The following is a 21,837-nucleotide window of genomic DNA, read 5'->3' on the forward strand; positions in this document are numbered from 1 at the left end:
AAGCAAAACACACCATGCCGTCCATTGTGGTTGTCTACCATTCCGGTTACGGCCATACCCAGCGACTGGCGCAGGCCGTTGCACAGTGCGCGGAGGCCGCATTGCTGCAGATTGATGCGCAAGGCATTCTTCCCGAGTCCGCCTGGACGCAATTGGCTGCTGCGGATTTGATTGTGCTGGGCTCACCCACTTACATGGGAAGCGCGAGTTGGCAATTCAAGAAATTTGCCGATGACTCTTCCGCGGCCTGGATGACCCAGCAATGGAAAGACAAACTCTTTGCGGGCTTCACCAACAGCGGAAGTATGAGCGGCGACAAGCTGTCCACCTTGCAGTACTTCATGACATTTGCGATGCAACACAGTGGCCTGTGGGTGGGCACCGGCATGATGCCCTCCAATACCAAGGCAGCCCTGCGCAATGACCTGAATTACGTCGGCTCATCTTCAGGCGCGATGGCCACCACCCCGGTCGATGCGGGGGTTGACGAAGTATTCGAAGGCGACATCGAGACGGCCAGGCGCTTTGGTGAACGGCTTCGGGACGTTGCGAAGCGCTACGCGAATGCGTCGCCTCACAAGGCGTAACAGGACGCTCCTTCAGCATCCTCGGCTTGACCCGCTCTTCTATCCATTTTTCACCCTCGTCGTGAAAATACTTGAAATCGCTAAGCCCACGCAGTGCGAAAGCTTTCTTTGGCAGTCAAAGGTAGGGATTCTTCAAGACGAAGGTCCGAAGCGGTGCGTTCACGACGGCGGCCCCAAAACTTGACACCCTCATCCGGGTTGCGAGGCTTCCCGCTCATGAATAGCTCCTTTCAATCACAAAGCGCGAGGTCGTGGTGCGATTGGCATCGGCGGAAATCACTGCTTTTCAGCGGCCCACCTGACCTAAGCGACCTCGCGCTTTTGACGTCAGCGTTTTGGGTGGTAAGTCTGACTTGGTGGAATTCCGCTTCTGGCACGCTTGCGCACCTCGCGTGAAGCAGAATCCGGCTACAAGCCGCCCTTCTTGCAACCGATGCCATGAATAGTCACAAAGAATTCGAAAAGCAGCTATTGCGCCTAGATCCGACCGCCGCGGATTTTTTGCTTCGTGTTGACGAACTCGTGGAGGCGGTACCTGAGTTCGATAGAAATGACGGTTTGATTGAGCCGATCTTCACGTTCTTCGAGGCGCACCCGCTAGAGGACATGGGTGCGCCCGGTACTCTCGTACATCTGACAGAGGGGCTCTATCCAAGTTACGTGGAGCGCTTGCTCGACTCCTTGCGAGCACAGCCTTCGTACAACGCCATTTTGATGGCGAATCGAATTCTCAATGGTCGCCTTTCGACCGAGGAGCGATCCAAGTACATGTCGGCGCTGGTCGAAACTGCGAATACGCCAAACCTTCCGAGGAGCCTACGGGACCTGATTCACCGCTTCTTGGAACGCCGCCGCAAGTTGGATGCCGACAGCTAGCTTCGCGTTGTGGATCTCGCTTCGTTCGTACGCGCTGCCGCAGGGATCATTGGCTAAAAACGCTTTGGCCCCCGACTGCCGCTGATGCCATGGTTGCCATAGGTCAAGAGCAGACGCTGACTACGGTCTGTATTTGGCGGGATCTTACAAGTGAGAAAACTGATATTTGGTTGGTTTAAGAAGAACGAAAAGGAACTCGAAACGCCCCCGGCATCGCCTACTCCAGATGCGACCGAAGCGACAGAGCTGCCAAATGCTGCCGACCAGCAGATCAAGGACCTTTGCGCACGCGGTGACCATCATGCGGCGAAGCGCGAGTTCAATCGAGCGTTATCGCTGTACTGGGAGGCGTTCGATCTGCTGCCGGAGCCTCGCACAAAGTGGAACGCTGGAACCTGGATCTTGACGGTGATCGGTGATGCCAATTTTCTCGCTGGGGATTTCGTGGCTGGCCGTGACAACCTGACCACGGCCATGCACTATCCCGACGCGATCGGCAACCCGTTCATTCACTTGCGGCTTGGGCAATGCCAGTTCGAACTCGGAGAGCGCGATCGCGCGGCAGACGAACTGACACGTGCATACATGGGCGGCGGGATGAACATTCTTCTTGAAGACGACCCGAAATACTTGGAGTTCTTAGAGTCCAGGATCAAGCTCTGAAGAATCGTTGTACGACCGCTTCTGAGTAGGCTACCTTGCAGTACCGAGTGGCAGCATCGGGCCCGAAGCAGCCGGTCACTACGCCACTAACGCCCGTGCTTACCGGCAATGACTCCATCGGAATCCCATTGAAACTGCGCTCTTGGGAAAGCCGATTTGAACGACATTTCTACCGAAGGCATATCTCTGTCATATACGCGGTCATCCGCCACCACGACGCGGCTCAGTTTTTCAAACTGAGCAAGCCTGGCCAAAAGCTGGTCAAGTGGCAACGCGCTGTACAAGTGCACCCCCACCCGCAGCAATGTTGGTTGAACACGGCTTGCTCTCGCCTCAAATTCTTCCAGGGCTTGGAGATCCCACAGCTCCAGTTCTAGGTTGTGCTGAGGATTACTGGAGGCCGAATCTAGCAGTGTCGCCATAACATTCCTCGTCTACGGATGACCGCTCCTGGCCGATATTACTCATTCGCGGACGCGTCCCGTATATCCGAAGCCAGCCGGAAAGCGGCTTTCCATCTCTCCACACCTTCGCGATCTGAAAACAGATACGCTTTCGCTACTGCGTGTGGACATCAAGCGAATCCGAGCGCTACCGATTTTGCTTTTAGATTACAGAGATGATTTTGACGACCAGGGCCCGTTATGGGCAGTCGCCAATGCTGGTGTCACGCCGTATGCTTGGCGGCATTCAATCCTTGAAGTCCACCCCGAGAATGCCCAGCTTTTTGGCATACGAGTCCCTGCGTTTTGCCGCCTTTGCAGCTGTCTCGGTGGCGGCTTGGATTGCCTTGGGGCCTTTATTTGCCGCAGCTTTGATCAGCCCGAACTTGTGATCGGCATCTGCCTCGGCCCGCTTGAACGTGGCAATCAGTTCAGCATGCGCAATGGGTGGATTCACAGTGGCTCCCATATCAGTCAGCGGCAGTACTTTTAAATTTTGACGTTGGCGCGCAGCAAGGCTGTTCGCAATTCGCGAGTCGCAGGTTTGGAAATATCCACCTTTTGCACCGCCAGATCGAACGAAGAGCCAGGCTTGATGCTGGTTGGCAGTATCTTTTTCGCCGGAAGCTTGGCAGGGTAAGTGCCTTTACCCGGACACATGCGAACGGAAAACCCGAATTCTTCGAGCTGGCCCTTCGCATACAGCTCCGCTAATTGTTGAAACGATACGAAGGTGGAGCGTTTTACGTCTTTGAATCCTGGCTGGCTGACGTCGCGGACGAGTTCGAATTTACCAAGCGAATCGCGCTGTGTATCGGTAAAAGGATGCAGCAAGAAAGTCTGACGAACGCCGTCTTTTTTGGACACCAGCGTGTGCTCGACGGCTATATCGGTTAACAGCATATTTTTTTCTGGCTCCGCGAGTTGTGGTTTGCACGGCCGCATCAGCCGACGTACTGCCCAAAGTCGCAGATTTTGCTTTCAAGCCCCGTCACCGGGGAGCCAATGCCCTTTGGGATGCGGAGTGCACGATACGGGCAAAAATCACCCGGAGGACGAGGACTGTAACCGAACGGCAGCCAATGGCCGATTCCTACTGCGCGGCAAACAGACCACTTCGGGTCAAAACTGCCTGCCAATGGTTGTCGAGTGAAAGTCCGAGCCACAGCCCGCAGATTCGTTCGCGATCCCTATTTTTCTTTAGCAACAGCCTCAAATTTCTATAAAACCTTATTGCGCAGGTGCCCCAAGCCGCGTCATCGCCTCTTTCATGGTTTCCACAAACGCATCCTGCAAGTGGTGCAGCCGCCCTCCAGGCGCAAAGATGCCGGGCTGGTCGCGACCGAGCTTGCCGGTCACGGTCCAGCCGTTGCTGCGCAGCGATGCCATGATCTGACTTGCCTCCAAACCAAGCATTCCCTCATCCACTCCATGCATCCGCCCCCACCCACCGTCCTTATCCTCGCCTCGGGCCGTGGCGAGCGTTTCAAAGCATCGGGTGGCAGCGTTCACAAGTTGCAGGCCCTGCTGGCGGGCAAAGCTGTGCTGCAGCACACGCTGGATGCCGTGCGCGCCAGTGGCTTGCCCTGGCATGTGGAGGATGCCGGACACCCTGGCATGGGCGATTCGATTGCGGCCGCTGTGCGGCAGACAGTGAGCGCTGCGGGCTGGCTGGTGTTGCCAGGCGATTTGCCGCTGGTGCAGCCCGCCACGTTGCAGGCCATGGCGCAGGTGCTGCTGGATCAGCGGGCCGTGGTGGCATGGCCGGAGTTTGCGGGCGAGCGAGGGCACCCGGTGGCGTTTGGGCAGGATTGCCTGGAGGGTTTGCTGGCCTTGTCTGGCGAGCAGGGTGCCGCGCCGGTGGTTCGGCACTGGACGCAGTTGGGGCGTGGGCTGGCGGTGCCGGTGCAGGACGAGGGCGTGGTGACGGACATTGACACCGTGCAGGCGCTGCAGCGGGCTGAGGCGTTGTTGGCGAAAACTCAGGTGCACCGAGGCACTGGCGGGCGCTGATCTGGAGCGGATATCAGCCGATGACGACCTTGGCTGATGCGTTCATTGCAGCCCCGGCGGGGTGTGATTCAGCGGACCCTGTTAGTCTGGGTCGCGGACTCAGGAGCAGTGCCAGCATCGTCGTAGCAGAACCCGCTGTCGCAGTGGGTAACGACAGGGTTGGCTTTCATCTCACGGTTTCCTCCTGTACCGACAGCAGCGTTTGAGCCACCGTGTGCGCTGACCATTTGTGAAGCTATGGCGCGTAAAAAAGCCGCTGCAGTGGGCAGCGGCTTGGAGCCAGGGTTGCGGCGGTGGGGCCAAAGGCTGCCGCCGGGCGCAAGGCCGGCGGTTTACTTGGCAGCGATGACCGCGCAGGCCAGGCGGGGCCCGGCGTTGCCCGTGGGCTGGGTCTTGTAGTCGTCGGGGTCGCGGTGGACGATCAGGCCCTTGCCCACGATGTCATTGGCCGTGCTGCCCACGCGGATGGTGCGCGACTCAAAGCTGAAAGCGGCCACACCGTTGGCATCGGCCTTGAGGCTGGGCAGGTCGCCCGTGTGGTGGTCGCCCATGCCGTGGTGGCCGTGGGCCTTGCCACCGGGGTTGAAGTGGCCGCCTGTGCTCATGCCATCGCCGCTGGAGCAGTCGCCTTTTTCATGCACATGAAAACCGTGCTCGGCATTGGGCTTGAGGCCGCTGATGGAGCCAGACACTTTCACTGCATCGCCCGACTGCACAAAAGAAACCGTGCCGGAGGCGGTGTTGCCGCGCGTGGGTTCCAGCTTGGCCGTGGCACTGGGGCCCGATGAATAGGCAGCACAGCCTGCCATGGCAAGCACGGCAATGGCCGAAAGGGCATAAGCAAAACGGATTTTCTTCATGGTTCCAACTCCTCCAGATGAATAGCTAAAAGAACGCGGTATTGAAACCGGCAAAGGGGCACAGTCTCGCCAGCCGCTGCATGAGCGTCCAGCAAAAGTGTGCACTATGCCTCTTTTCGGGCCAGCGCAATCAGTCTTGCCAGGGCCCGGTCGTGGATGCCATGGCGGCGCAGTTCGTCGTAGGTGGCCTGGGCGTAGTCCCGCGTGGTGCCGTAGCGGCCGCAGGCCTGGTCAAAAATGCGGCGGTATTCGTGGTCGGGCAGCTCGCCCGTGTGGTTGGGGCTTTTGCGCGACAGGGTGAAGGCCAGCGCACTGACCGGGCCCTGGGGCGTGTGGCAGGTGAGCCAGCGGGGGTCATACACGCCGGTGGGCATTTCGCGTTGCCACAGGTTGATGAGCACCTGGCGGGCATGCGCGTTGTCTACCCGGAACACCATGCCCCGGCAGCTGCCACCCGAGAGCATGCCAAACACCAGGCCCGGGCATTCGGGGGTGCCCCGGTTGATGCGGCTCCACATCTTGAGCGCCCGGTGCCAGCCGTGCACCGTGGCCGGGCGGCGCTCGGCGTAGTCGAAATCCGGGCGCCAGATGAGCGAGCCGTAGCCAAAGATCCACAGGTCCTGGTGGCCGCCCCATTCATGCAAGGCGCGCTCCAGCATCGGGGCCGGATCGCGCAGGGGCACGGGGAAATTCGTCATGGGTGCACTCTACAATCGAAAGCTTTGTTCAGCAGGCCGGGGCCCAAAGCCTAGGGATGTCCTGCATAACCCTCGCGGGGCGGTGGTAGTGCGGATCGGGATGGGGCGCAAGGCGTCTTTTCTTGCCAATAGCCCAGCTATTGGCAAGAAAAGCAACGCAGCTAACCGCCCGAGGCAGCGCTATCACCGACCGCAGGGAGTTATGCAGGACATCCCTAGCCATTCGCTCATCCATTCATTCATCCATCACTCTGGGGATTTTCAATGTCTAGTTCTGACGACGATAGCCAACAACGTTTTGCCCTTGGTTTCCTGTTTGCGCTGATTGCGCTGGTGATTTCGGCCGTTGTGGGCACTGTGGTGGTGAAGCGCGTCGGCGCCTCGGGCGCAGCCAAGCCTGCGGCCACTGCCGTTGCGAGCAGCGCGCCAACGGCACCAGTGGCTGCAGCTGTGGCCGACGAAGCCAGCGTGCGGGTGGAAAACGGTGTGGTGAAGTTCTACTTTGCCACCGCCAAGGCCGACCTGGCGGGCGGCGCCAACGAAGCCCTGGCCGATGTGGTCAAGGGTGTGGCCGAAGGCAAGAAGGCTGTGGTCTCGGGCTTTCACGACGCCACGGGCGACGCCGCCCTGAACGCTGAGCTGGCCAAGCAGCGTGCCTTTGCCGTGCGCGACGCCCTCAAGGCCCTGGGTGTGGCCGAAGACAAGATCGAACTGAAGAAGCCCGAAGAAACCACGGCCAGTGGCAGCAACGCCGAAGCCCGCCGCGTGGAAGTGGCCCTGGGCGCGCTGTAACGGCTGCCCCCCCGCGCTCCATAAAAAAACCCGGCAATGCCGGGTTTTTTTATGGTCGAAAAATGCCGTCTGCGCGCATCCATCATGCCCAAGCAGCTATTCTATTGATAGCAACTATCACCGCAGGCCCGCGCCAGCGGCACCCTCGGCACGCTGGATCAGCTCAATCTTGTAGCCATCGGGGTCGGTCACAAACGCAATCACCGTGGTGCCCCCCTTCACCGGGCCCGCTTCACGCGTCACGTTGCCACCCGACGCCTTGATCTTCTCGCACGCGGCATACGCATCGGGCACCCCCAGGGCGATGTGGCCGTAGGCCGTGCCTATCTCATAGCTTTCCACACCCCAGTTGTAGGTCAGCTCGATCTCGGCCTGGCCGGGGTTGCCGCCTTCGAAGCCCAGAAAGGCCAGCGAGTATTTGTACTCGGGGTTCTCGGACTGGCGCAGCAGCTGCATTCCGAGGACTTGGGTATAGAAATCAATCGAGCGTTGAAGGTTGCCAACGCGCAGCATCGTGTGGAGGAATTTCATCCCTTCGATTGTGCAGGCATGTCAAAGACCAAGCAGGTGGTGGTGGCGTGGGCATACAGCGTGCCGTCCGGCCCCACCAGGCGAGCTTCGGCCGTTGCCAGCTGGCGCCCGCTGTGGATCACGCGGCCTTCGGCGCGCACGCGCTGCACCTTGGGGGTGATGGCCTTGACGAGGTTGATGCCCAGCTCGGCCGTGGTGTAGCCGCGCCCAGGCTCCATGCGCGTGTGCACGGCGCAGCCCAGGGCCGAATCGAGCAGGGTGGCAAACCAGCCGCCATGCACCGTGCCCATGGGGTTGAGGTGTTCTGCGCGCGGCGTGCCCTGGAAGATGGCCGTGCCGTCGCCCACTTCCACAATCAAGAAATCCAGCGTCTTGGCAATGGCGGCATAGGGCAGCTCGCCGCGCAGCATGGCCTGCATCTGCTGCAGGCCGTTCAGGTGCGCAATCTGCTCGCGCCGGGCCACGCCCGGGCCGGGGCCCGCGTCCAGGGTGGCGAGGATGTCGCGCTCCTGCGCCAGCCAGTGTTCGAGGTGGTTGTGTTGGGTCATGGGGTGTCCTGGTCGGTGCCGTGGTTGAAACTGATGACTTGCATATGCAATTATTGCAGATACAATTAAATTCATGCAAGCCGATACCAGCCCCCAGCGCCTTGGCGCTTCTGCCGCAACCATTGCAGTGCCGCAGGGCTGCACCAACTTCAAGCTGCGCCAGCTCATGCGCCGTGTGGCCAACCACTACGACGTGGAAATGGCCCGCTGCGGGCTCAAGACCACGCAGTATTCGCTGCTGTCGCATGTGCTCAAGCTCGGGCCGATCCGCCCGGGCGATCTGGCGGCCGAGATGAAGATGGACGCATCCACACTCACCCGCAACCTGCGCCCGCTGGTGGACGCGGGCTGGGTGACGCTGGAGGCGGGCGCCGACGCGCGCAGCCGCCTGGTGCACATCACCGACGCGGGCCGCGACAAACGTGCCGAGGCCCAGCGCCACTGGAAAGCCGCCCAGCTGGCCTTGAACGATGCCCTGGGCGCAGACCGCGTGGTGGCGCTGCATGCGCTGGTGGACGACTCACTGCAGCTGCTGGCTGCGCTGCCCCATCCGGAGACCGGCCATGACGACTGACACCCAGCCCACCCCCAGCAAGTCGGCCGCACCCACCATCGCCCTGTGGCTGGTGCTGCTGGCCGCCGCAGGCACCTTTGCAATGACCATGGGCACACGCCAGACCATGGGCCTGTTCCTCTCGGCGCTGAACACCTCCACCGCGCTGGGCATTGGCAGCATCAGCCTGGCGTTTGCCTTTGGCCAGCTGTGGTGGGGCCTGACCCAGCCGTTTGCCGGGGCGGTGGCCGACCGCATCGGCACCGGTCGCGTCATCCTGCTGGGTGTGGCGCTGGTGGCGCTGGGCACCTTCATCACCCCTTACATGACGACCACCGCCGGGCTGATTTTTGCGATTGGCGTGCTGGCAGCGGGCGGGGCGGGCATGGCGGGCCCCTCGGTGCTGATGGCGGCCACCGCGCGGCTGGTGCCTGCGCACAAGCGCGGGCTGGCCAGCGGCATCGTCAACGCGGGTGGTTCGTTCGGGCAGTTTGTGATGGCGCCCATCGCCATCAGCCTGACGGCCGCCGTGGGCTGGGCCAACGCCATGCAGTGGCTGGGCGTGCTGGTGCTGCTGGCGCTGCCTGCGGTGTGGGTGCTCAAGGGCAATTCCAACGCGCTGGCGGCGCAGGCCGCTGCCGCATCGGGCCAGAAGGCGCTGACTGCGCGCGAGGCCATTGCCCAGGCGCTGGCCACGCCCAGCTACCGCTATCTGGCGGCGGGCTTTCTGGTCTGCGGATTTCATGTGGCCTTCCTGGCCACCCATCTGCCGGGCGTGATCGCCTCCTGCGGGCTGGCCCCCGAGGTGGGCGGCTGGGCGCTGGCCGTGATCGGGCTGTTCAACATCGTCGGCAGCCTGGCCATGGGCTGGGCGGTGGGGCGCTGGCGTATGAAGTCGCTGCTGGCGCTGCTGTACGCCACACGCGGCATCGCGGTGCTCGTCTTTTTGCTTGCGCCCAAAACGCCCACCGTGGTGCTGGTGTTTGCTGCGGTGATGGGTATCACGTTTCTCTCGACCGTCCCGCCCACAGCGGGCCTGGTGGCCAAGATGTTTGGCACGGCCAACATGGCGATGCTGTTTGGCATCGTGATGCTGTCGCACCAGATCGGCGGTTTTCTGGGCGCTTACCTGGGCGGCAGCGTCTTCCAGGCCACGGGCAGCTACGACTGGGTCTGGTACATCGACATCGCGCTGGCTGCCGGGGCCGCGCTGGTGAACCTGCCCATCCGCGAATCGCCGCTGCCGCGCCGGACCGCTGCCGCTGCGGCCTGACCGCCCCACGCATTTTTCTTCGACATCGAAAGCAACCTGCCATGACTTCCACCCTGGCGGCAGCCGCCGCATTGCCCGAAACGCACACCCCGCTGTACCTGGACGACATGGCCATGGGCGACCGCTACACCAGCGGCGAACACGCGATGGACGAGGCCCAGATCAAGGCATTTGCAGCGCAGTTCGACCCCCAGCCCTTTCACCTGGACGATGCCGCAGGGCGCGCCACTCTGTTTGGCGGGCTGGCTGCCAGCGGCTGGCACACGGCGGCCATCACCATGCGGCTGCAGGTGACCACGGGGCTGCCGATTGCGGGCGGCATCATCGGTGCGGGGGCCGAGATCAGCTGGCCCCGTCCCACCCGCGCCAACGATGTGCTGCATGTGGTGAGCGAAGTGATGGAGATCCAGCCCTCCAAATCCAAGCCTGACCGGGGCATGGTCACGGTGCGCAGCGAAACCCGCAACCAGCATGGCGACGTGCTGCAGCTGTCCACCGTGCGCATCGTGGTGCCACGGCGGCCCGGCGCAGCAACCGCACCCACCGCAGCAACTGGGGCGGCTTCATGAGCACCGCATCGGCCGCCCAAGCGCTGGACCCGCGCACGCGCATGCTGCTGGAGGCGCCCATCGCCCCCACCTTGCTGCGCCTGGCCATGCCCAATGTGCTGGTCATGCTGGCCCAGGCGGGCGTGGGCCTGATCGAGACCTACTTCGTGGGCCAGTTGGGCACCGACGCGCTGGCGGGCATGGCGCTGGTGTTCCCGGTGGTCATGCTCATGCAGATGACCTCGGCCGGTGCCATGGGCGGCGGCATTGCCTCGGCCATTGCGCGCGCGCTGGGCGCACGGCGGCGTGACGATGCCGATGCGCTGGTGCTGCACGCGCTGGCCATTGCGGCGGTGTTTGCGCTGGTCTTCACCGTGGGCGTGGTGGGAGGAGGGCGCTGGCTCTACACCCACATGGGCGGCACGGGCGGGGCGCTGGAGGCGGCGCTGGTCTACTCCAACTGGGTGTTTGCGGGCGCGGTGCTGGTCTGGCTGTTCAACACCCTCTCGGCCGTGATTCGCGGCACGGGCAACATGGCTGTGCCTGCGTATGTGACGGTGCTGGGCGCCGTCGTGCTGGTGCCGCTGTCGCCGCTGCTGATCTTTGGCTGGGGCCCGCTGCCGGGCTTGGGCATTGCGGGCGGTGCCATTGCGCTGATGGCGTATTACGCGGTGGGCAGCGCGGTTCTGGCGGCCTACCTGTGGTCGCCACGCAGCCTGCTGCGGCCGTCGCTGGCGCACATCCGTTTTCGCTGGGCGCTGTTCAAGGACATCCTGCGCGTGGGCCTGGTGGGCACGGTCTCCACCGTGGCCACCAACCTCGCGATTGGCGTGACAACGGCGCTGGTGGGCGGCTTTGGCACAGCGGCCATTGCGGGCTATGGCACGGCGTCGCGGCTTGAATACCTGCTGGTGCCCCTGGTGTTTGGCCTGGGCGCGCCCCTGGTGGCGATGGTCGGCACCTGCATTGGCGCGGGCCAGCGCGAGCGGGCCCTGCGCGCCACCTGGATCGGCGCCACCATGGCCTTTGCCATGGCCGAGGCCATCGGGCTCTGGGCCGCCGCGTACCCTGCGACCTGGCTGCGGCTTTTCAACAGCGACTCGGCCATGCTCGAATCCGGCGCGCTCTATCTGCGCACCGTCGGCCCGGTCTATGGTTTCTTCGGCCTGGGCTTGGTGCTGTACTTTGCCTCGCAAGGGGCAGGGCGCCTGATGTGGCCGGTGATCGGCAACATCGCGCGGCTGGCAGTGGCCGTGGCCGGGGGCTGGCTGGCCCTGCGCTGGGGCGGCGGCCTGCAGGCGGTGTTTGTTGCGCAGGGCGGGGCGCTGGTGCTGTATGGGCTGATCAACGCCTGGGCCATCGCAGGCGGTGCCTGGTTTGGCCGGGTGGGCTGGCCGCGCAGCATGTCGGGGCTGCTGCGGCGCGTGGCACAGGCTTGAAATATGAATAAAAAACGGCCCTACCGCCTGATGGTATTGCCTTTTAAGCTATCAATAAAATAGCATTTCATTGCACCGGCACGGTGTAGTTGAGCGTCATGCGCCCGCCGTCCACCGTCACGATCTCGCCCGTGACGTAGCTGGCAGCGTCGCTGGCCAGCCAGGCCACCACGTCGGCAATTTCCGACGGCTGGCCCAGGCGCTTCATGGGCGTGCGGCTCATGATCTTGCGTTTTGCTTCGTCGCTGGTCAACACCGCCTTGGCGGCCAGCTCGGTGGCGATGGTGCCGGGGGCCACAGCGTTCACGCGAATGTTCTTGTCGGCCAGCGCCAGCGCCATCACGCGCGTGAGCTGGTTCACGCCGCCTTTGCTCACGTTGTAGCTGGCGATGTTGGGAATGGCCAGCACACCGTTGACCGAGCTCATGTTGACGATGGCGCCACCACCTGACGTGACCATGGCCCGCGCCACCGCCTGGCCGACCAAGAACGAGCCCTTGAGGTTGACCCGCAGCACGGCGTCAAAGTCCGCCTCGGTCACCTCCAGAAAGTCTGCCGCGCGGAAGATGCCCGCGTTGTTCACCAGCACATCAATGCGCCCATGCGCTGCGAGCACCTGGGCCACCAATGCATCCACCTGGGCCTTGTCGCCCACATCACAGCGCACATACAGCGCCCCCAGCTCTGCCGCCAAGGCCTGGCCGCGCGCGTCGTCCACATCCACGATGACGGGCTTGGCACCTTCGGCGGCAAACCGGCGCACGCAGGCTTCGCCAATGCCTTGTGCGCCACCGGTGACGATGCAGACGCGGCCTGTGTGGCCAAAGTAGATGGAAGACGGGAGGGAAGGGGCAGGGCTTGAAGGATTCATGGGCGTGGATGGTAGCGGCTGGGGGAGGAGGGCAGCGCCACAAGCGGAGTAGTTTTGCTTTGTCGCCAGCGCGTGAAAAGTGCGGCCAACGGTCAGCGCACAGGCTCCCCGGCGCCGCCCCACTCAGGTGAGGGTTGCCACGCCCGGATCCAGCGCACCAGATCCGGCAGCGGCATGGGCCTGGCAATGCCATAGCCCTGCAGGCCATCGCACCCCAGCTCACGCAGGGCCTCGGCATGGGCCGGGGTTTCCACGCCTTCTGCCACCACCGTGCGGTGGAACGCATGGGCCAGGCTCACAATGCCGCGCACCAGGGCGCGGTCGCGCTCGTCGTTGAGCATGTCGCGCACGAAGGACTGGTCGATCTTCACGATCTGCGCAGGCAGGCGCTGCAGGTAGGTGAGCGACGAATAGCCCGTGCCAAAGTCGTCGATGGAGCACTGCACGCCCAGCTCGTCCAGCCCCTGGATGACGTAGGCCACGGCCGAGAGGTCGTTGAAGGTCTCGGTCTCCAGCAGCTCGACCTCCAGAAACGGCTGGGGCAGGGAAGGGTGCTGCCGCAGGAGTCGGCCGACTTCCTGCTGAAACCGGCTGTCGATGAGCGTGGACACAGCGACGTTGATGCTCAAGGGCAGGGGGCTGCCCTGGGCGACGAGGGTGAGACCGGCCTTGAACGCGGCGGACAGCACCCAGTAGTCGAGCTTGCTGGCCGCAGGGGTGCCCACGATGTCATCCATAAAAGCGCCCGGCGCCAGCAACCCCCGCTCGGGGTGGTGCCACCGGATCAGTGATTCCGCCCCAATGACCTGCCCATCGGAGATCCTGACCTTGGGCTGGAAGAACAGCTCCATCTCGCCTTGCAGCAAGGCATCTTCGACCAGCTTGGCCGTGTGCCTGCGCGCCTGCACGCGCTGGCCCTGCTGGATGTCGAACACCACGATCCGGTCCTTGCCTTGCTCCTTGGCCGCATACAGCGCCAGGTCTGCGTGGCGCATCAGGCCGTCAGCGTCGGCCACATCGTCGGGGTAGAAGGTGACCCCGGCGCTGCAGGTCAGGCGCAGTTGCGCGTTGTCCAGCACCGCCGTCCGCGCGAGGGCCTGGCGCAGGGCCTCCAGCCGTTGCAGGGCGGCCTCGGCATGTGCGCAGTCTTTCAGTGCCACGGCAAACTCGTCACCGCCAATGCGGCCAATGAGGTTGTCCGGCCCAGCCTCGGCCCGAAGGCGCTGCGCAAACACGCGCAGGAACTGGTCCGCCAGCGGCTGGCCCCATTGCTCATTCAGGTCCTTGAACTGGTCGATGTCCAGCAGGCACAGAACCAGGATGCCGGCGGCGTCGGTGTGTTTCTGGAGGGCCGCGTTGAGTTCCTTAGCAAACAGGCGGCGGCTGGACAGGCCGGTGAGGGCGTCGTAGTTGCCAAACTGCTGCAGCGCCTGCTCCAGGCGGCGCTGTTCGGTCACATCCTTGCCCACCGACACCCACTTGCGCACCACGCCGTCCGCGTCCTTGATGCCTTCGATAGTGACCTCGGACACAAAAGCCTCCCCATTCTTGCGGCGCCGGACCAGCTCGCCATGCCAGCGGCCGTCCCGCTCGATGGCCTGCGCCACACGGCGCAGGAAGGTGGCGTCGCCCCCTTCGTCAATGCGCAGGACGGCGGACGACTTGCCAATCAGCTCTTCGCGCGAGTAGCCCAGCACGTTGGTGTAGGTCGGGTTGACATCCAGCACGGTGCCATCCGGCTGCACGATGGCGATGGTGTCCTTGCTGTTGATAAACACGCTGGCGGCCTGGCGCGCTTCGGCGAGCATGGTCTTCAAGGTGTCGGCCGTCTGCTCCAGGGCTTCTTCGCGCTGGTTGAGCTTTTGCGTGTTGTCCAGCAGAAACCCCAGCAGGACCGTGCCGATGGGATAGATCACCACCACGGCCATCCAGGACCGCGCAGTAACGGCCCGTGCGATCTCTGGCGGCAAGGTCTGTATCGCGAGCATGCCGCCCGCCGCCAGGCTGAAGCCAAGCCCGACCAGCCAGAACCCATCGGACCAGGCGCCAAAGCGCTGCCGAGAAAAGTAAGGCCTGTAGCGCTGCCAGAGCCACCCGATGCCCGTGGTCAGCACAATCCCGACCATGGCCGGGCCGCTGCCAATGCCCCCCAGGCTGAGCCGGTAAGCCCCCAGCACCGCCGCGCACAACACGGCCCCCAGGGGCGACAGATAGGCACCGGCCAGGCCGGCCATCACCAGCCGGGCATCAACAATCACGCCTTCGGCCAGCCGCAGCGGCACGAGCATGGTCAGGATACCGGTCAGCCCAAACATGAACCCCGTGATCCAGGGCAACCACCGTTGCCGCGCCTTCCGGATGCTCAGATCGGGATGGCGCAGCCCGCTCAGGACAATGCTGTACAGCGCGGCCAGAAAACACAGCAGGCCCGCGTTCATGCCCATGTCCCGGATCAAAGACGTGGTGTCGATGTTCATGGCGCCTTGTGGTCGGTAGGTGGGCCATCATAGGGAAAGACGGTGCAGTTGGGCTGGTTTGTGGCGTTCGTAAAGGACAGCCTATAGTTGATACGATGTATATTATGTAAAATATCAAACCTATCGAACAAGGCCGTTCCGTCTTGCTTCAAAACCCGGGCATGGCGCCCATGCGAAAATTTCCAGCTGTTCCCCACTCTCTCAACCATGCATTCCCTTCGCCTGCTCCGCCGTACTGCGGCTTTCCAACTGGCTTTGTGTCTGGCTGTCCTGGCGCTATTACTCGCCAGTGGACTGGCTCCTGCTCACGCGGCGCCACCCTTGGTATACAACAAGGACGGCGTGAGCTTTGAACACCCCGTGGGTTGGAAAGTGACGGAAGACGTGGTCGCGCAGGACGAAACCCGCATGCGCAGCATCGATCTGGAGGGGCCGAACGAGGCGGTTGTGACCTTGATGTTCAGCCCGTTTTTTTCGGGCCAGGACATTGAGAAGTTTGCGGCCGCTGCTGCGCGCAACCGCGCGGATGCCGCCCGGGCCAACACCGCGCAGCAGGCCCGCATGGGCCCGGTGACGGCCACGCCCATTACCCGCCAGGTGGCGGGCAAAGAGAACAAAGGGGTTTCGCAGCGCTTTGTGGTCAGCATGCTGGGCCAGAACCTGCCGCATGAAGCGCGCTTCTTCAAGGCCGCGCTGGATGGAACCACTGCAATCATCATGACGCAGGTGGCTGACGAAGATGCCAAGGCGGCCGAGCCAGGCTTTGCCATGGCGCTGGACACCCTGCGCTACCACGCTGGCAAGCGCTGAAGGCAGACTGCGCGCAATACAGACGCCTCGACTAAAGCGATGGGGCAACCTGCTTTTCGCCGCCAGCCATCGGGGTGGCTGTGTTTTGACGCACGGACTCAAAGGCCTGGTGTGTGCTCAAGAACACCCGTCCCTGCAGGTTTTGACCCAAGCTTGTTTTCTGCAGGCGGTCCAGCACGGGGCCTTTGACCTCCGAGAGCAATAGTGCAATGCCGCGCCGGGCCAGGCTGCTCTCCAGATCGGTGAGCACCCCCAGCGCAGTGGCGTCGATCTGGTTGATGGCTGAGCACACCAGCAGCACGTGGCGGGTGCGGGGCTGGGCTGCGACCAGGCTTTCTATGGTGTCCTGCAGAACCTCCGAGTTCGCAAAGTACAGGCTTTCATCCACGCGCACCGCAATCAGCTCAGGCTCGGTCGCCACAGGGTGGCGCGCGATGTTGCGGAAATGCTCGGTGCCAGGCACACGCCCCACCACCGCGATGTGCGGGTGGCTGCTGCGCCAGACCAAGGTGCCCAGCGACAGGCCCACTCCCATCAGGATGCCCACCTCCACCCCCCAGACGATCACACCGCCCGCAGTGGCCAGCAGCGACCAGGCATCGGCCCTGTCATAGCGCCAGGCTTCGCGCAGGGTCTGCATATCGATCAGCGACACCACCGCCACGATGATGGTGGCTGCCAGCACTGCATGGGGCAGGTAGTGGAACAGGCCGGTGAGCGCCGCGATGACCACTGCCATGAGCATGGCAGACACCACGCCCGCCAAGGGTGTGTTGGCCCCGGCCGAGAAATTGACCACCGAGCGCGCAAAACCGCCGGTGACGGGGAAACCACCCGACAAGGCGCTGGCCACGTTGGCGGCGCCCAGGCCCAGCAACTCGCGGTTGGGCTGTACGCGCTGCTGGCGCTTGAGCGCCAACGATTGCGCCACCGACACACTTTCGACAAACCCCACCAGGGAGAGAAGCAGCGCAGGCAGCCACAGCTGGCCAATGGCCGACGCTGCAACCGGAGGAAAAGCCAGCATGGGCAACCCTTGCGGCACGGCGCCCACAATGCTGACGCCAGCGGATTCGTCCCAGCGCAGCGCGGCCACTAGCGCTGTGGTGACCAGTACTGCCAGCATGGGGGCAAGCTTGGAAGCAAGCTCTGCCAACTTGGCATCTACCCCTGCACGCACCAGCCAAGGTGCAAGGGACTTGCGCGCCAGCAGCAAAAACAACACGCTCCCGGCGCCAATGCCCAAAGTCACGCCGTTGGTGTGAGGCACCGCGTGCGCTAGCTGCAGCAATGTGTCCAGCACATTGCCGCCCCCTGCTTTCACGCCCATCAGGTGCTTGAGCTGGCCCACCGCAATCAGGATGGCCGAGCCCGAGATAAATCCGCTGATGACCGGATGGCTCAGAAAGTGAGCGAGAAACCCCAGTCTCAGCAGGCCGAACAGCAGCAGCATGCCCCCTGACAAAAGGGACAGAAGCATGGCCAGCCCCACATACTCTGCAGAACCCGCTGCCGCCAGTGGCTGCAACGCGCTCGCCGTCATGAGCGAAGCCACCGCCACGGGGCCCACCGCCAGCGTCATGCTCGACCCCAGCAGCGCATAAGCAACGATGGGCAGAATGCTGGCGTACAGGCCGACTTCAGGGGGCAGCCCCGCCAACAGCGCGTAGGCCAGGCTCTGCGGAATGAGCATCACTGTGACGATGACACCCGCCACCAGGTCCCCCGAGAGCCAGGACCGCTGGTAGTTGCGCATCCAGCTGGGCATGAATTGCATGCGACGGCCTTTGATTTTTTTCTCGTTTTTCTGAGGTGCTCAGGCTCTCAGCCCAGTTGCTGGGCCAGGCCAAACAGCTGGGCAGACCGTGCACCCGATCGGCAAAAGGCCAGCATGGGCTTTGGTGCAGCAGCCAGCACGTTGTGCAGGGCCTGCACCTGCTCCGGGGTGATCGCACCGCTCACCACCGGCAGATACACATAGTGCAACCCGGCGGCGCGGGCGGCCTCTTCCAGCGCATGGCTGGTGGGCTGGGCGTCTCCACCCTCCCCGTCTGGCCGGTTGTTGATGAGCGTCTTGAACCCCTGGACAGACACCCAGGCGAAGTCCTCAGCCAGCAATTGCGGCGACACCGCAAAGTCAGGCGTCAAAGCAATGATCTGCATGCCCATGTCAAAGTGCTCCTGCTTGCTGGTTGGGAGTGCGCCGCATGCGGCCTTCGGCCATTTCAAACAGCCACATGCCTGCCAGCATGGCCAGCACAAACACGATGGCCTTGGGCTGCCCAGCCCCGGCCGACACAATGGCCGGCCCCGGGCAGAAGCCCGCCAGGCCCCAGCCGGCACCAAACACCAGACTGCCGACCACCAAGCGGCGATCAATGTCGCGGGAGGTGGGAAGGTGCATGGCGCCCCCCAGAAAGCTGGTCGTGCGCTTCTTGGCCAAGGCAAACGCGAACAGGCCGACGGCAATCGCACCGCCCATCACAAAAGCCAGTGAAGGGTCCCACAGGCCTGCCAGGTCGAGAAAGCCCAGCACTTTGCCGGGGTCGGTCATGCCCGACACGATGAGGCCCAGACCAAACACCAAGCCCACCAAAAATTCAGAAATTCGGCTTTTCACCAAGGTTTTTTTCATGTCCATGCTCCATGGGTTGTGTGGCATCAGCCCAGCACATGCCGGACAAGAAACACTGTGAGGAAGCCCGCGCCCATGAAGGCCAGGGTGGCAACAAGGGACCGGGGTGACAGGCGCGACAGCCCGCACACACCATGGCCGCTGGTGCAACCTGATCCATAGCGTGTGCCCACGCCCACCAGCAGCCCGGCGGCGACCACCGCACCCCAGCCGGCATCAATGCGCGGCGCCGTTGCGCCAGCAAACAACCAGTACAGCCCAGGGGCCACCAGCATGCCCAGCACAAAGGCCAGGCGCCAGCCTGTATCCCCTGCCTTGGGCCGCAACAAACCGCCCACAATGCCGCTGATGCCCAGAATGCGGCCATGCAGTAGCACAAACAGCGCCGATGCCAGGCCCAGAAGAACGCCCCCGGCCAGGGCACTCCAGGGGGTGAAATGGGTCCAGTCGATCAGCATTTCTGATCCTCCTCGGCGGGGCCTTGTGCAGGCCCGCAAAACTGTTCAAACAACACATTCATGACCGCCAGCGCCTGCGGGCTGGCGATCTGGTAGTAAATGTTCTTGCCTTCGCGGCGGGTGTTCACCAGGCCTTCTTCGCGCAGCACCCCCAGTTGCTGGGACAGGGTGGGCTGGGAGATGCCGACCAACTCCTCCAGCTCGCCCACCCTCTTCTCGCCCTGGCTGAGCTGGCACAGCAGCAGCAGCCGGTCGGGATTGGAGAGCACCTTCATGAGGCGACAGGCGCTGTCGGCCGAGCTGCGCAAGGTTTCCAGTTCGATGGGTATCTCGGTGAGCATGGATGTGCACTCCTCTTCAATTTCGTTGTTGATATTCTATTGACTAACAATTTATAAGTCAATAAACTATCTTCATCGAAATTGAAAACTGAGGAAAGAAGCGATGAAACCCCAGATACAGGCCTTCTTTGACGACGCCACCTGGACGGTGAGCTATGTCGTCTATGACCAGCCCGGCGGCCATTGCGCCCTGGTGGATTCGGTGCTGGACTACGACCCCAAGTCCGGCCGCACCCGCACGCATTCCGCCGAACGCCTGATCGAGTTTGTACAGACCCACGGCCTCACCGTGCAGTGGATCCTGGAGACCCACGCGCATGCCGATCACCTGTCGGCCGCACACTATCTGCGCAACAAGCTGGGGGGGCGCATCGCCATTGGCGCCGCCATCACCCAGGTGCAGGATGTGTTCAAGGCCGTGTTCCATCTGGAGCCCGAGTTCCGCCCGGATGGCCGCCAGTTCGATCACCTGCTGCACGACAACGAAGTGTTCCGCATCGGCCAGCTGGAGGCCAAGGCCCTCGCCGTGCCCGGCCACACCCCAGCCTGCATGGCCTACCAGGTGGGCGATGCCGTGTTTGTGGGCGACACACTGTTCATGCCCGACGTGGGCACGGCACGCTGCGACTTCCCTGGTGGCGACGCGCACCACCTGTACCAGTCGGTGCGCAAGCTGCTGAGCTTGCCGTCCGAAACGCGGCTCTACATGTGCCACGACTACCCGCCGGCCGGGCGCGCCACCGCCTGGCAGACCACGGTGGCCGACCAGCGCGCACACAACATCCACGTGCATGACGGCGTGAGCGAAGAGGCCTTTGTGGCTCTGCGCACCCGGCGCGATGCCACGCTGGAGATGCCCACGCTGATCCTGCCCTCGGTGCAGGTCAACATCCGCGCCGGCGCCATGCCGCCCACTGAAGACAACGGCGTGGCTTATCTCAAGATTCCGGTCAACGCGCTGTGACCCGGCCCATTCCCCAAAAAACACCACGCACCAAAGGAAACACCATGAACACAAACGTTGGAACCCTCGACCGTGTGCTGCGCATCGCCGCAGGCCTTGTGCTGATTGCCCTTGCCGCCACCGGCACTGTTGGATGGTGGGGCTGGCTGGGCGCTTTGCCCCTGGCCACCGGCCTGTTCCGTTTTTGCCCCGCCTACACGCTGCTGGGCATCAACACCTGCCCCATGAAGAAGTAAGCCAACCCCGCGCGCGGCACAGCCGCACGCAAGCACCCAAAGCACCACAAGGAACAAGGAATGAGCACTTTTGACCACGCTGGCCTCATCCAGGGCATCAACGAGAGTCTGGCGACCTTCCGCAAGGCCCAGCCCGACACCATGCGGGGCTTCGCACAGCTGGCGCAGGCCTCCATGGCCGAAGGTGCGCTGAGCAGCAAACACAAAGAGTTGATCGCCCTGGCCATCGGCGTCACCCAGCGCTGCTCGGGCTGCATTGGTTTTCATGTCAAGGCACTGCAAAAACTGGGCACCACCCGCACCGAGCTGGAGGAAATGCTGGCTGTGTGTGTCTACATGGGCGGAGGCCCCGCGCTGATGTACACCGCCGAAGCATTGAAGGCCTGGGACACCCTGGCGGCAGGCAACACCTGATCCCTCGCCAGCGAGGGGCTGCGCCCTTGCCTTCTCTGACCATGGAGACGCACCGCCCGCTGCCAGCGGGCAAATAAATCTGGCACAACCCAGCGTCTTCCAGTACCGTGCAGCCACAGGCTCATGGCCGATCTTTGCGCAGGCCCGCCCTGTGCCACGGCGTAGTACGCGTGCGACACACCGCCCACACCGAAACAGCGACCGGTTGTTATAAATCGGTTTACATTTTGTGCGTCTATCCATGAGACTGTTGCAAAAAAAGGGGGGATCGCCATGCATTCAGGTCTTTTGAAGACACGCCGGAGTGCTGTTGTCTGGCTGATGGGCATTGCCGTCGGTGCATGCGCGCTGTATGGCACCACCGCGCAGGCGCTGGACAAGGCCACTGGCCCGGTGGTGCTGACCATCGAAGGCGCCATCACCCACACCAACCAGGGCCAGCAGGCGCAGTTCGACATGAAGATGCTGGAGAAGCTGCCCCAGCACAGCTTCTCCACCCAGACCCCCTGGTACCCCAATGCCGTCACCTTCACCGGCCCCTTGCTGCGCGACGTGCTCGCCGCTGTGGGCGCCAAGGGCAGCAAGATCACGGCCGTGGCCCTGAACGACTACAAGACCGAGATCCCGCTGGACGACGCCACCCGCCACGACGTGATCGTGGCCCGGCTCATGAACAACCGGCCCATGCCCGTGCGTGAAAAAGGCCCGCTGTTCATCGTCTACCCCTTCGACACCAAGGCCGAGTTGCGCAGCGAGCTGTACTACAACCGTGCGGCCTGGCAGCTCAACGCCTTGCGCATCAGGTAG

29 protein-coding genes are annotated in these 21,837 nt (G+C 63.2%); 14 read left to right on the forward strand and 15 right to left on the reverse strand.

Translation table 11 applies throughout. The annotated features are described in order from the left end of the window. The first annotated feature begins 14 nt into the window (after window positions 1–14). From A1D30_RS08215 to A1D30_RS08225, 3 genes are all read left to right on the forward strand, one after another. Window positions 15–587, forward strand: coding sequence for a flavodoxin family protein (locus A1D30_RS08215; protein WP_063460875.1), 573 nt, complete (start codon window positions 15–17; stop codon window positions 585–587). A gap of 438 nt (window positions 588–1,025) precedes the next feature. Further along, on the forward strand, window positions 1,026–1,463 hold the full coding sequence (locus tag A1D30_RS08220; RefSeq protein WP_063460257.1) for a hypothetical protein: 438 nt from the start codon (window positions 1,026–1,028) through the stop codon (window positions 1,461–1,463). Window positions 1,464–1,613: 150 nt separating this feature from the next. Then, window positions 1,614–2,126 carry a tetratricopeptide repeat protein gene (locus A1D30_RS08225; RefSeq protein ID WP_242421826.1) on the forward strand — a complete coding sequence of 171 codons (513 nt, stop codon included), beginning with the start codon at window positions 1,614–1,616 and terminating at the stop codon, window positions 2,124–2,126. Window positions 2,127–2,212: 86 nt separating this feature from the next. On the opposite strand, the gene A1D30_RS08230 is transcribed toward A1D30_RS08225, so the two are convergent. The 4 genes from A1D30_RS08230 to A1D30_RS25825 form a co-directional block, all read right to left on the reverse strand. After that, window positions 2,213–2,548, reverse strand: coding sequence for a hypothetical protein (locus A1D30_RS08230; protein ID WP_063460258.1), 336 nt, complete (start codon window positions 2,546–2,548; stop codon window positions 2,213–2,215). Window positions 2,549–2,816: 268 nt separating this feature from the next. Beyond that, window positions 2,817–3,026: a hypothetical protein gene (locus A1D30_RS08235; protein ID WP_109790933.1), complete on the reverse strand. Its 210-nt coding sequence runs from the start codon at window positions 3,024–3,026 to the stop codon at window positions 2,817–2,819. A 32-nt stretch (window positions 3,027–3,058) separates the two neighbouring features. Beyond that, entirely contained in the window at window positions 3,059–3,472 is a 414-nt protein-coding gene (locus tag A1D30_RS08240; protein ID WP_063460877.1) for a hypothetical protein, read from the reverse strand. A gap of 327 nt (window positions 3,473–3,799) precedes the next feature. After that, window positions 3,800–3,958: a hypothetical protein gene (locus A1D30_RS25825; RefSeq protein WP_157891320.1), complete on the reverse strand. Its 159-nt coding sequence runs from the start codon at window positions 3,956–3,958 to the stop codon at window positions 3,800–3,802. A gap of 42 nt (window positions 3,959–4,000) precedes the next feature. Here A1D30_RS25825 and A1D30_RS08245 point away from each other — a divergent pair, with 42 nt between their 5' ends. Beyond that, window positions 4,001–4,582 carry a nucleotidyltransferase family protein gene (locus tag A1D30_RS08245; protein ID WP_063460260.1) on the forward strand — a complete coding sequence of 194 codons (582 nt, stop codon included), beginning with the start codon at window positions 4,001–4,003 and terminating at the stop codon, window positions 4,580–4,582. A gap of 332 nt (window positions 4,583–4,914) precedes the next feature. Here A1D30_RS08245 and A1D30_RS08250 read toward each other — a convergent pair whose 3' ends face one another. Further along, a complete protein-coding gene (locus A1D30_RS08250) occupies window positions 4,915–5,442 on the reverse strand; it encodes a superoxide dismutase family protein (protein WP_063460261.1) in 528 nt (175 codons plus the stop codon). Between the two features lie 104 nt (window positions 5,443–5,546). Next, a complete protein-coding gene (locus A1D30_RS08255; RefSeq protein WP_063460262.1) occupies window positions 5,547–6,140 on the reverse strand; it encodes a gamma-glutamylcyclotransferase in 594 nt (197 codons plus the stop codon). Window positions 6,141–6,404: 264 nt separating this feature from the next. On the opposite strand from A1D30_RS08255, the gene A1D30_RS08260 reads away from it, so the two are divergent. Next, window positions 6,405–6,932, forward strand: coding sequence for an OmpA family protein (locus tag A1D30_RS08260; protein ID WP_063460263.1), 528 nt, complete (start codon window positions 6,405–6,407; stop codon window positions 6,930–6,932). A gap of 117 nt (window positions 6,933–7,049) precedes the next feature. On the opposite strand, the gene gloA is transcribed toward A1D30_RS08260, so the two are convergent. Further along, complete coding sequence (gloA, locus tag A1D30_RS08265) at window positions 7,050–7,463, reverse strand: lactoylglutathione lyase (protein ID WP_063460264.1); 414 nt, start codon at window positions 7,461–7,463, stop codon at window positions 7,050–7,052. After that, window positions 7,460–8,011 carry a PaaI family thioesterase gene (locus tag A1D30_RS08270; RefSeq protein WP_063460265.1) on the reverse strand — a complete coding sequence of 184 codons (552 nt, stop codon included), beginning with the start codon at window positions 8,009–8,011 and terminating at the stop codon, window positions 7,460–7,462. The genes gloA and A1D30_RS08270 overlap by 4 nt, the downstream gene beginning before the upstream one ends. A 73-nt stretch (window positions 8,012–8,084) precedes the next feature. Here A1D30_RS08270 and A1D30_RS08275 point away from each other — a divergent pair, with 73 nt between their 5' ends. The 4 genes from A1D30_RS08275 to A1D30_RS08290 are packed head-to-tail and all read left to right on the forward strand — an operon-like array spanning window position 8,085 to window position 11,824. After that, the gene (locus A1D30_RS08275; RefSeq protein WP_063460266.1) at window positions 8,085–8,585 is read left to right on the forward strand and encodes a MarR family winged helix-turn-helix transcriptional regulator; all 501 of its coding nucleotides are present in this window, start codon (window positions 8,085–8,087) and stop codon (window positions 8,583–8,585) included. Then, window positions 8,575–9,837 carry an MFS transporter gene (locus A1D30_RS08280; protein ID WP_063460267.1) on the forward strand — a complete coding sequence of 421 codons (1,263 nt, stop codon included), beginning with the start codon at window positions 8,575–8,577 and terminating at the stop codon, window positions 9,835–9,837. Before A1D30_RS08275 ends, A1D30_RS08280 begins: the two co-directional genes overlap by 11 nt. A 41-nt stretch (window positions 9,838–9,878) precedes the next feature. Further along, a complete protein-coding gene (locus A1D30_RS08285) occupies window positions 9,879–10,406 on the forward strand; it encodes a MaoC family dehydratase (protein WP_063460268.1) in 528 nt (175 codons plus the stop codon). Then, complete coding sequence (locus A1D30_RS08290) at window positions 10,403–11,824, forward strand: MATE family efflux transporter (protein ID WP_063460269.1); 1,422 nt, start codon at window positions 10,403–10,405, stop codon at window positions 11,822–11,824. Before A1D30_RS08285 ends, A1D30_RS08290 begins: the two co-directional genes overlap by 4 nt. A 67-nt stretch (window positions 11,825–11,891) precedes the next feature. Here the strand turns inward: A1D30_RS08290 and A1D30_RS08295 are convergent, their stop codons facing one another. Both A1D30_RS08295 and A1D30_RS08300 read right to left on the reverse strand, forming a co-directional pair. Beyond that, a complete protein-coding gene (locus A1D30_RS08295) occupies window positions 11,892–12,695 on the reverse strand; it encodes an SDR family oxidoreductase (protein ID WP_063460270.1) in 804 nt (267 codons plus the stop codon). A gap of 92 nt (window positions 12,696–12,787) precedes the next feature. Continuing rightward, entirely contained in the window at window positions 12,788–15,172 is a 2,385-nt protein-coding gene (locus A1D30_RS08300; RefSeq protein WP_063460271.1) for an EAL domain-containing protein, read from the reverse strand. A 321-nt stretch (window positions 15,173–15,493) separates the two neighbouring features. Between A1D30_RS08300 and A1D30_RS08305 the strand changes: the two genes are divergently transcribed. Continuing rightward, a complete protein-coding gene (locus tag A1D30_RS08305; RefSeq protein WP_063460272.1) occupies window positions 15,494–15,982 on the forward strand; it encodes a hypothetical protein in 489 nt (162 codons plus the stop codon). A gap of 31 nt (window positions 15,983–16,013) precedes the next feature. Here A1D30_RS08305 and sulP read toward each other — a convergent pair whose 3' ends face one another. From sulP to A1D30_RS08330, 5 genes are read right to left on the reverse strand one after another with little or no spacing between them, the layout of a single operon-like run. Then, window positions 16,014–17,759, reverse strand: coding sequence for a sulfate permease (sulP, locus tag A1D30_RS08310; protein WP_063460273.1), 1,746 nt, complete (start codon window positions 17,757–17,759; stop codon window positions 16,014–16,016). 47 nt (window positions 17,760–17,806) lie between these two features. Then, on the reverse strand, window positions 17,807–18,151 hold the full coding sequence (locus A1D30_RS08315) for a TIGR01244 family sulfur transferase (protein WP_063460274.1): 345 nt from the start codon (window positions 18,149–18,151) through the stop codon (window positions 17,807–17,809). A 1-nt stretch (window position 18,152) separates the two neighbouring features. Continuing rightward, window positions 18,153–18,617 carry a YeeE/YedE family protein gene (locus A1D30_RS08320; RefSeq protein ID WP_063460878.1) on the reverse strand — a complete coding sequence of 155 codons (465 nt, stop codon included), beginning with the start codon at window positions 18,615–18,617 and terminating at the stop codon, window positions 18,153–18,155. Window positions 18,618–18,643: 26 nt separating this feature from the next. Beyond that, the gene (locus tag A1D30_RS08325) at window positions 18,644–19,075 is read right to left on the reverse strand and encodes a YeeE/YedE family protein (protein WP_063460275.1); all 432 of its coding nucleotides are present in this window, start codon (window positions 19,073–19,075) and stop codon (window positions 18,644–18,646) included. Further along, entirely contained in the window at window positions 19,069–19,416 is a 348-nt protein-coding gene (locus A1D30_RS08330) for a metalloregulator ArsR/SmtB family transcription factor (RefSeq protein ID WP_063460276.1), read from the reverse strand. The genes A1D30_RS08325 and A1D30_RS08330 overlap by 7 nt, the downstream gene beginning before the upstream one ends. 103 nt (window positions 19,417–19,519) lie before the next feature. Between A1D30_RS08330 and A1D30_RS08335 the strand changes: the two genes are divergently transcribed. The 4 genes from A1D30_RS08335 (at window position 19,520) to A1D30_RS08350 (ending at window position 21,837) form a co-directional block, all read left to right on the forward strand. After that, complete coding sequence (locus A1D30_RS08335; RefSeq protein WP_063460277.1) at window positions 19,520–20,380, forward strand: MBL fold metallo-hydrolase; 861 nt, start codon at window positions 19,520–19,522, stop codon at window positions 20,378–20,380. Between the two features lie 44 nt (window positions 20,381–20,424). Next, window positions 20,425–20,616 (forward strand): DUF2892 domain-containing protein, encoded by a 192-nt coding sequence (locus A1D30_RS08340; protein WP_063460278.1) that lies wholly within the window; start codon window positions 20,425–20,427, stop codon window positions 20,614–20,616. Window positions 20,617–20,676: 60 nt separating this feature from the next. Continuing rightward, window positions 20,677–21,030 (forward strand): carboxymuconolactone decarboxylase family protein, encoded by a 354-nt coding sequence (locus A1D30_RS08345; protein WP_063460279.1) that lies wholly within the window; start codon window positions 20,677–20,679, stop codon window positions 21,028–21,030. A gap of 321 nt (window positions 21,031–21,351) precedes the next feature. Next, complete coding sequence (locus A1D30_RS08350; protein ID WP_063460280.1) at window positions 21,352–21,837, forward strand: molybdopterin-dependent oxidoreductase; 486 nt, start codon at window positions 21,352–21,354, stop codon at window positions 21,835–21,837.

It is taken from the genome of Acidovorax sp. GW101-3H11, assembly GCF_001633105.1.
Classification (GTDB): Bacteria; Pseudomonadota; Gammaproteobacteria; order Burkholderiales; family Burkholderiaceae_C; genus Acidovorax.

Bases quoted from the DNA above. Each gene is read 5' to 3' on its own strand.
- A1D30_RS08215 (WP_063460875.1), top strand. From the start codon at position 15: ATGCCGTCCATTGTGGTTGTCTACCATTCCGGTTACGGCCATACCCAG.
- A1D30_RS08220 (WP_063460257.1), top strand. From the start codon at position 1,026: ATGAATAGTCACAAAGAATTCGAAAAGCAGCTATTGCGCCTAGATCCG.
- A1D30_RS08230 (WP_063460258.1), bottom strand. From the start codon at position 2,548: ATGGCGACACTGCTAGATTCGGCCTCCAGTAATCCTCAGCACAACCTA.
- A1D30_RS08240 (WP_063460877.1), bottom strand. From the start codon at position 3,472: ATGCTGTTAACCGATATAGCCGTCGAGCACACGCTGGTGTCCAAAAAA.
- A1D30_RS25825 (WP_157891320.1), bottom strand. From the start codon at position 3,958: ATGGCATCGCTGCGCAGCAACGGCTGGACCGTGACCGGCAAGCTCGGT.
- A1D30_RS08245 (WP_063460260.1), top strand. From the start codon at position 4,001: ATGCATCCGCCCCCACCCACCGTCCTTATCCTCGCCTCGGGCCGTGGC.
- A1D30_RS08250 (WP_063460261.1), bottom strand. From the start codon at position 5,442: ATGAAGAAAATCCGTTTTGCTTATGCCCTTTCGGCCATTGCCGTGCTT.
- A1D30_RS08255 (WP_063460262.1), bottom strand. From the start codon at position 6,140: ATGACGAATTTCCCCGTGCCCCTGCGCGATCCGGCCCCGATGCTGGAG.
- A1D30_RS08260 (WP_063460263.1), top strand. From the start codon at position 6,405: ATGTCTAGTTCTGACGACGATAGCCAACAACGTTTTGCCCTTGGTTTC.
- gloA (WP_063460264.1), bottom strand. From the start codon at position 7,463: ATGAAATTCCTCCACACGATGCTGCGCGTTGGCAACCTTCAACGCTCG.
- A1D30_RS08270 (WP_063460265.1), bottom strand. From the start codon at position 8,011: ATGACCCAACACAACCACCTCGAACACTGGCTGGCGCAGGAGCGCGAC.
- A1D30_RS08275 (WP_063460266.1), top strand. From the start codon at position 8,085: ATGCAAGCCGATACCAGCCCCCAGCGCCTTGGCGCTTCTGCCGCAACC.
- A1D30_RS08280 (WP_063460267.1), top strand. From the start codon at position 8,575: ATGACGACTGACACCCAGCCCACCCCCAGCAAGTCGGCCGCACCCACC.
- A1D30_RS08285 (WP_063460268.1), top strand. From the start codon at position 9,879: ATGACTTCCACCCTGGCGGCAGCCGCCGCATTGCCCGAAACGCACACC.
- A1D30_RS08290 (WP_063460269.1), top strand. From the start codon at position 10,403: ATGAGCACCGCATCGGCCGCCCAAGCGCTGGACCCGCGCACGCGCATG.
- A1D30_RS08295 (WP_063460270.1), bottom strand. From the start codon at position 12,695: ATGAATCCTTCAAGCCCTGCCCCTTCCCTCCCGTCTTCCATCTACTTT.
- A1D30_RS08300 (WP_063460271.1), bottom strand. From the start codon at position 15,172: ATGAACATCGACACCACGTCTTTGATCCGGGACATGGGCATGAACGCG.
- sulP (WP_063460273.1), bottom strand. From the start codon at position 17,759: ATGCAATTCATGCCCAGCTGGATGCGCAACTACCAGCGGTCCTGGCTC.
- A1D30_RS08315 (WP_063460274.1), bottom strand. From the start codon at position 18,151: ATGGGCATGCAGATCATTGCTTTGACGCCTGACTTTGCGGTGTCGCCG.
- A1D30_RS08320 (WP_063460878.1), bottom strand. From the start codon at position 18,617: ATGAAAAAAACCTTGGTGAAAAGCCGAATTTCTGAATTTTTGGTGGGC.
- A1D30_RS08325 (WP_063460275.1), bottom strand. From the start codon at position 19,075: ATGCTGATCGACTGGACCCATTTCACCCCCTGGAGTGCCCTGGCCGGG.
- A1D30_RS08330 (WP_063460276.1), bottom strand. From the start codon at position 19,416: ATGCTCACCGAGATACCCATCGAACTGGAAACCTTGCGCAGCTCGGCC.
- A1D30_RS08335 (WP_063460277.1), top strand. From the start codon at position 19,520: ATGAAACCCCAGATACAGGCCTTCTTTGACGACGCCACCTGGACGGTG.
- A1D30_RS08340 (WP_063460278.1), top strand. From the start codon at position 20,425: ATGAACACAAACGTTGGAACCCTCGACCGTGTGCTGCGCATCGCCGCA.
- A1D30_RS08345 (WP_063460279.1), top strand. From the start codon at position 20,677: ATGAGCACTTTTGACCACGCTGGCCTCATCCAGGGCATCAACGAGAGT.
- A1D30_RS08350 (WP_063460280.1), top strand. From the start codon at position 21,352: ATGGGCATTGCCGTCGGTGCATGCGCGCTGTATGGCACCACCGCGCAG.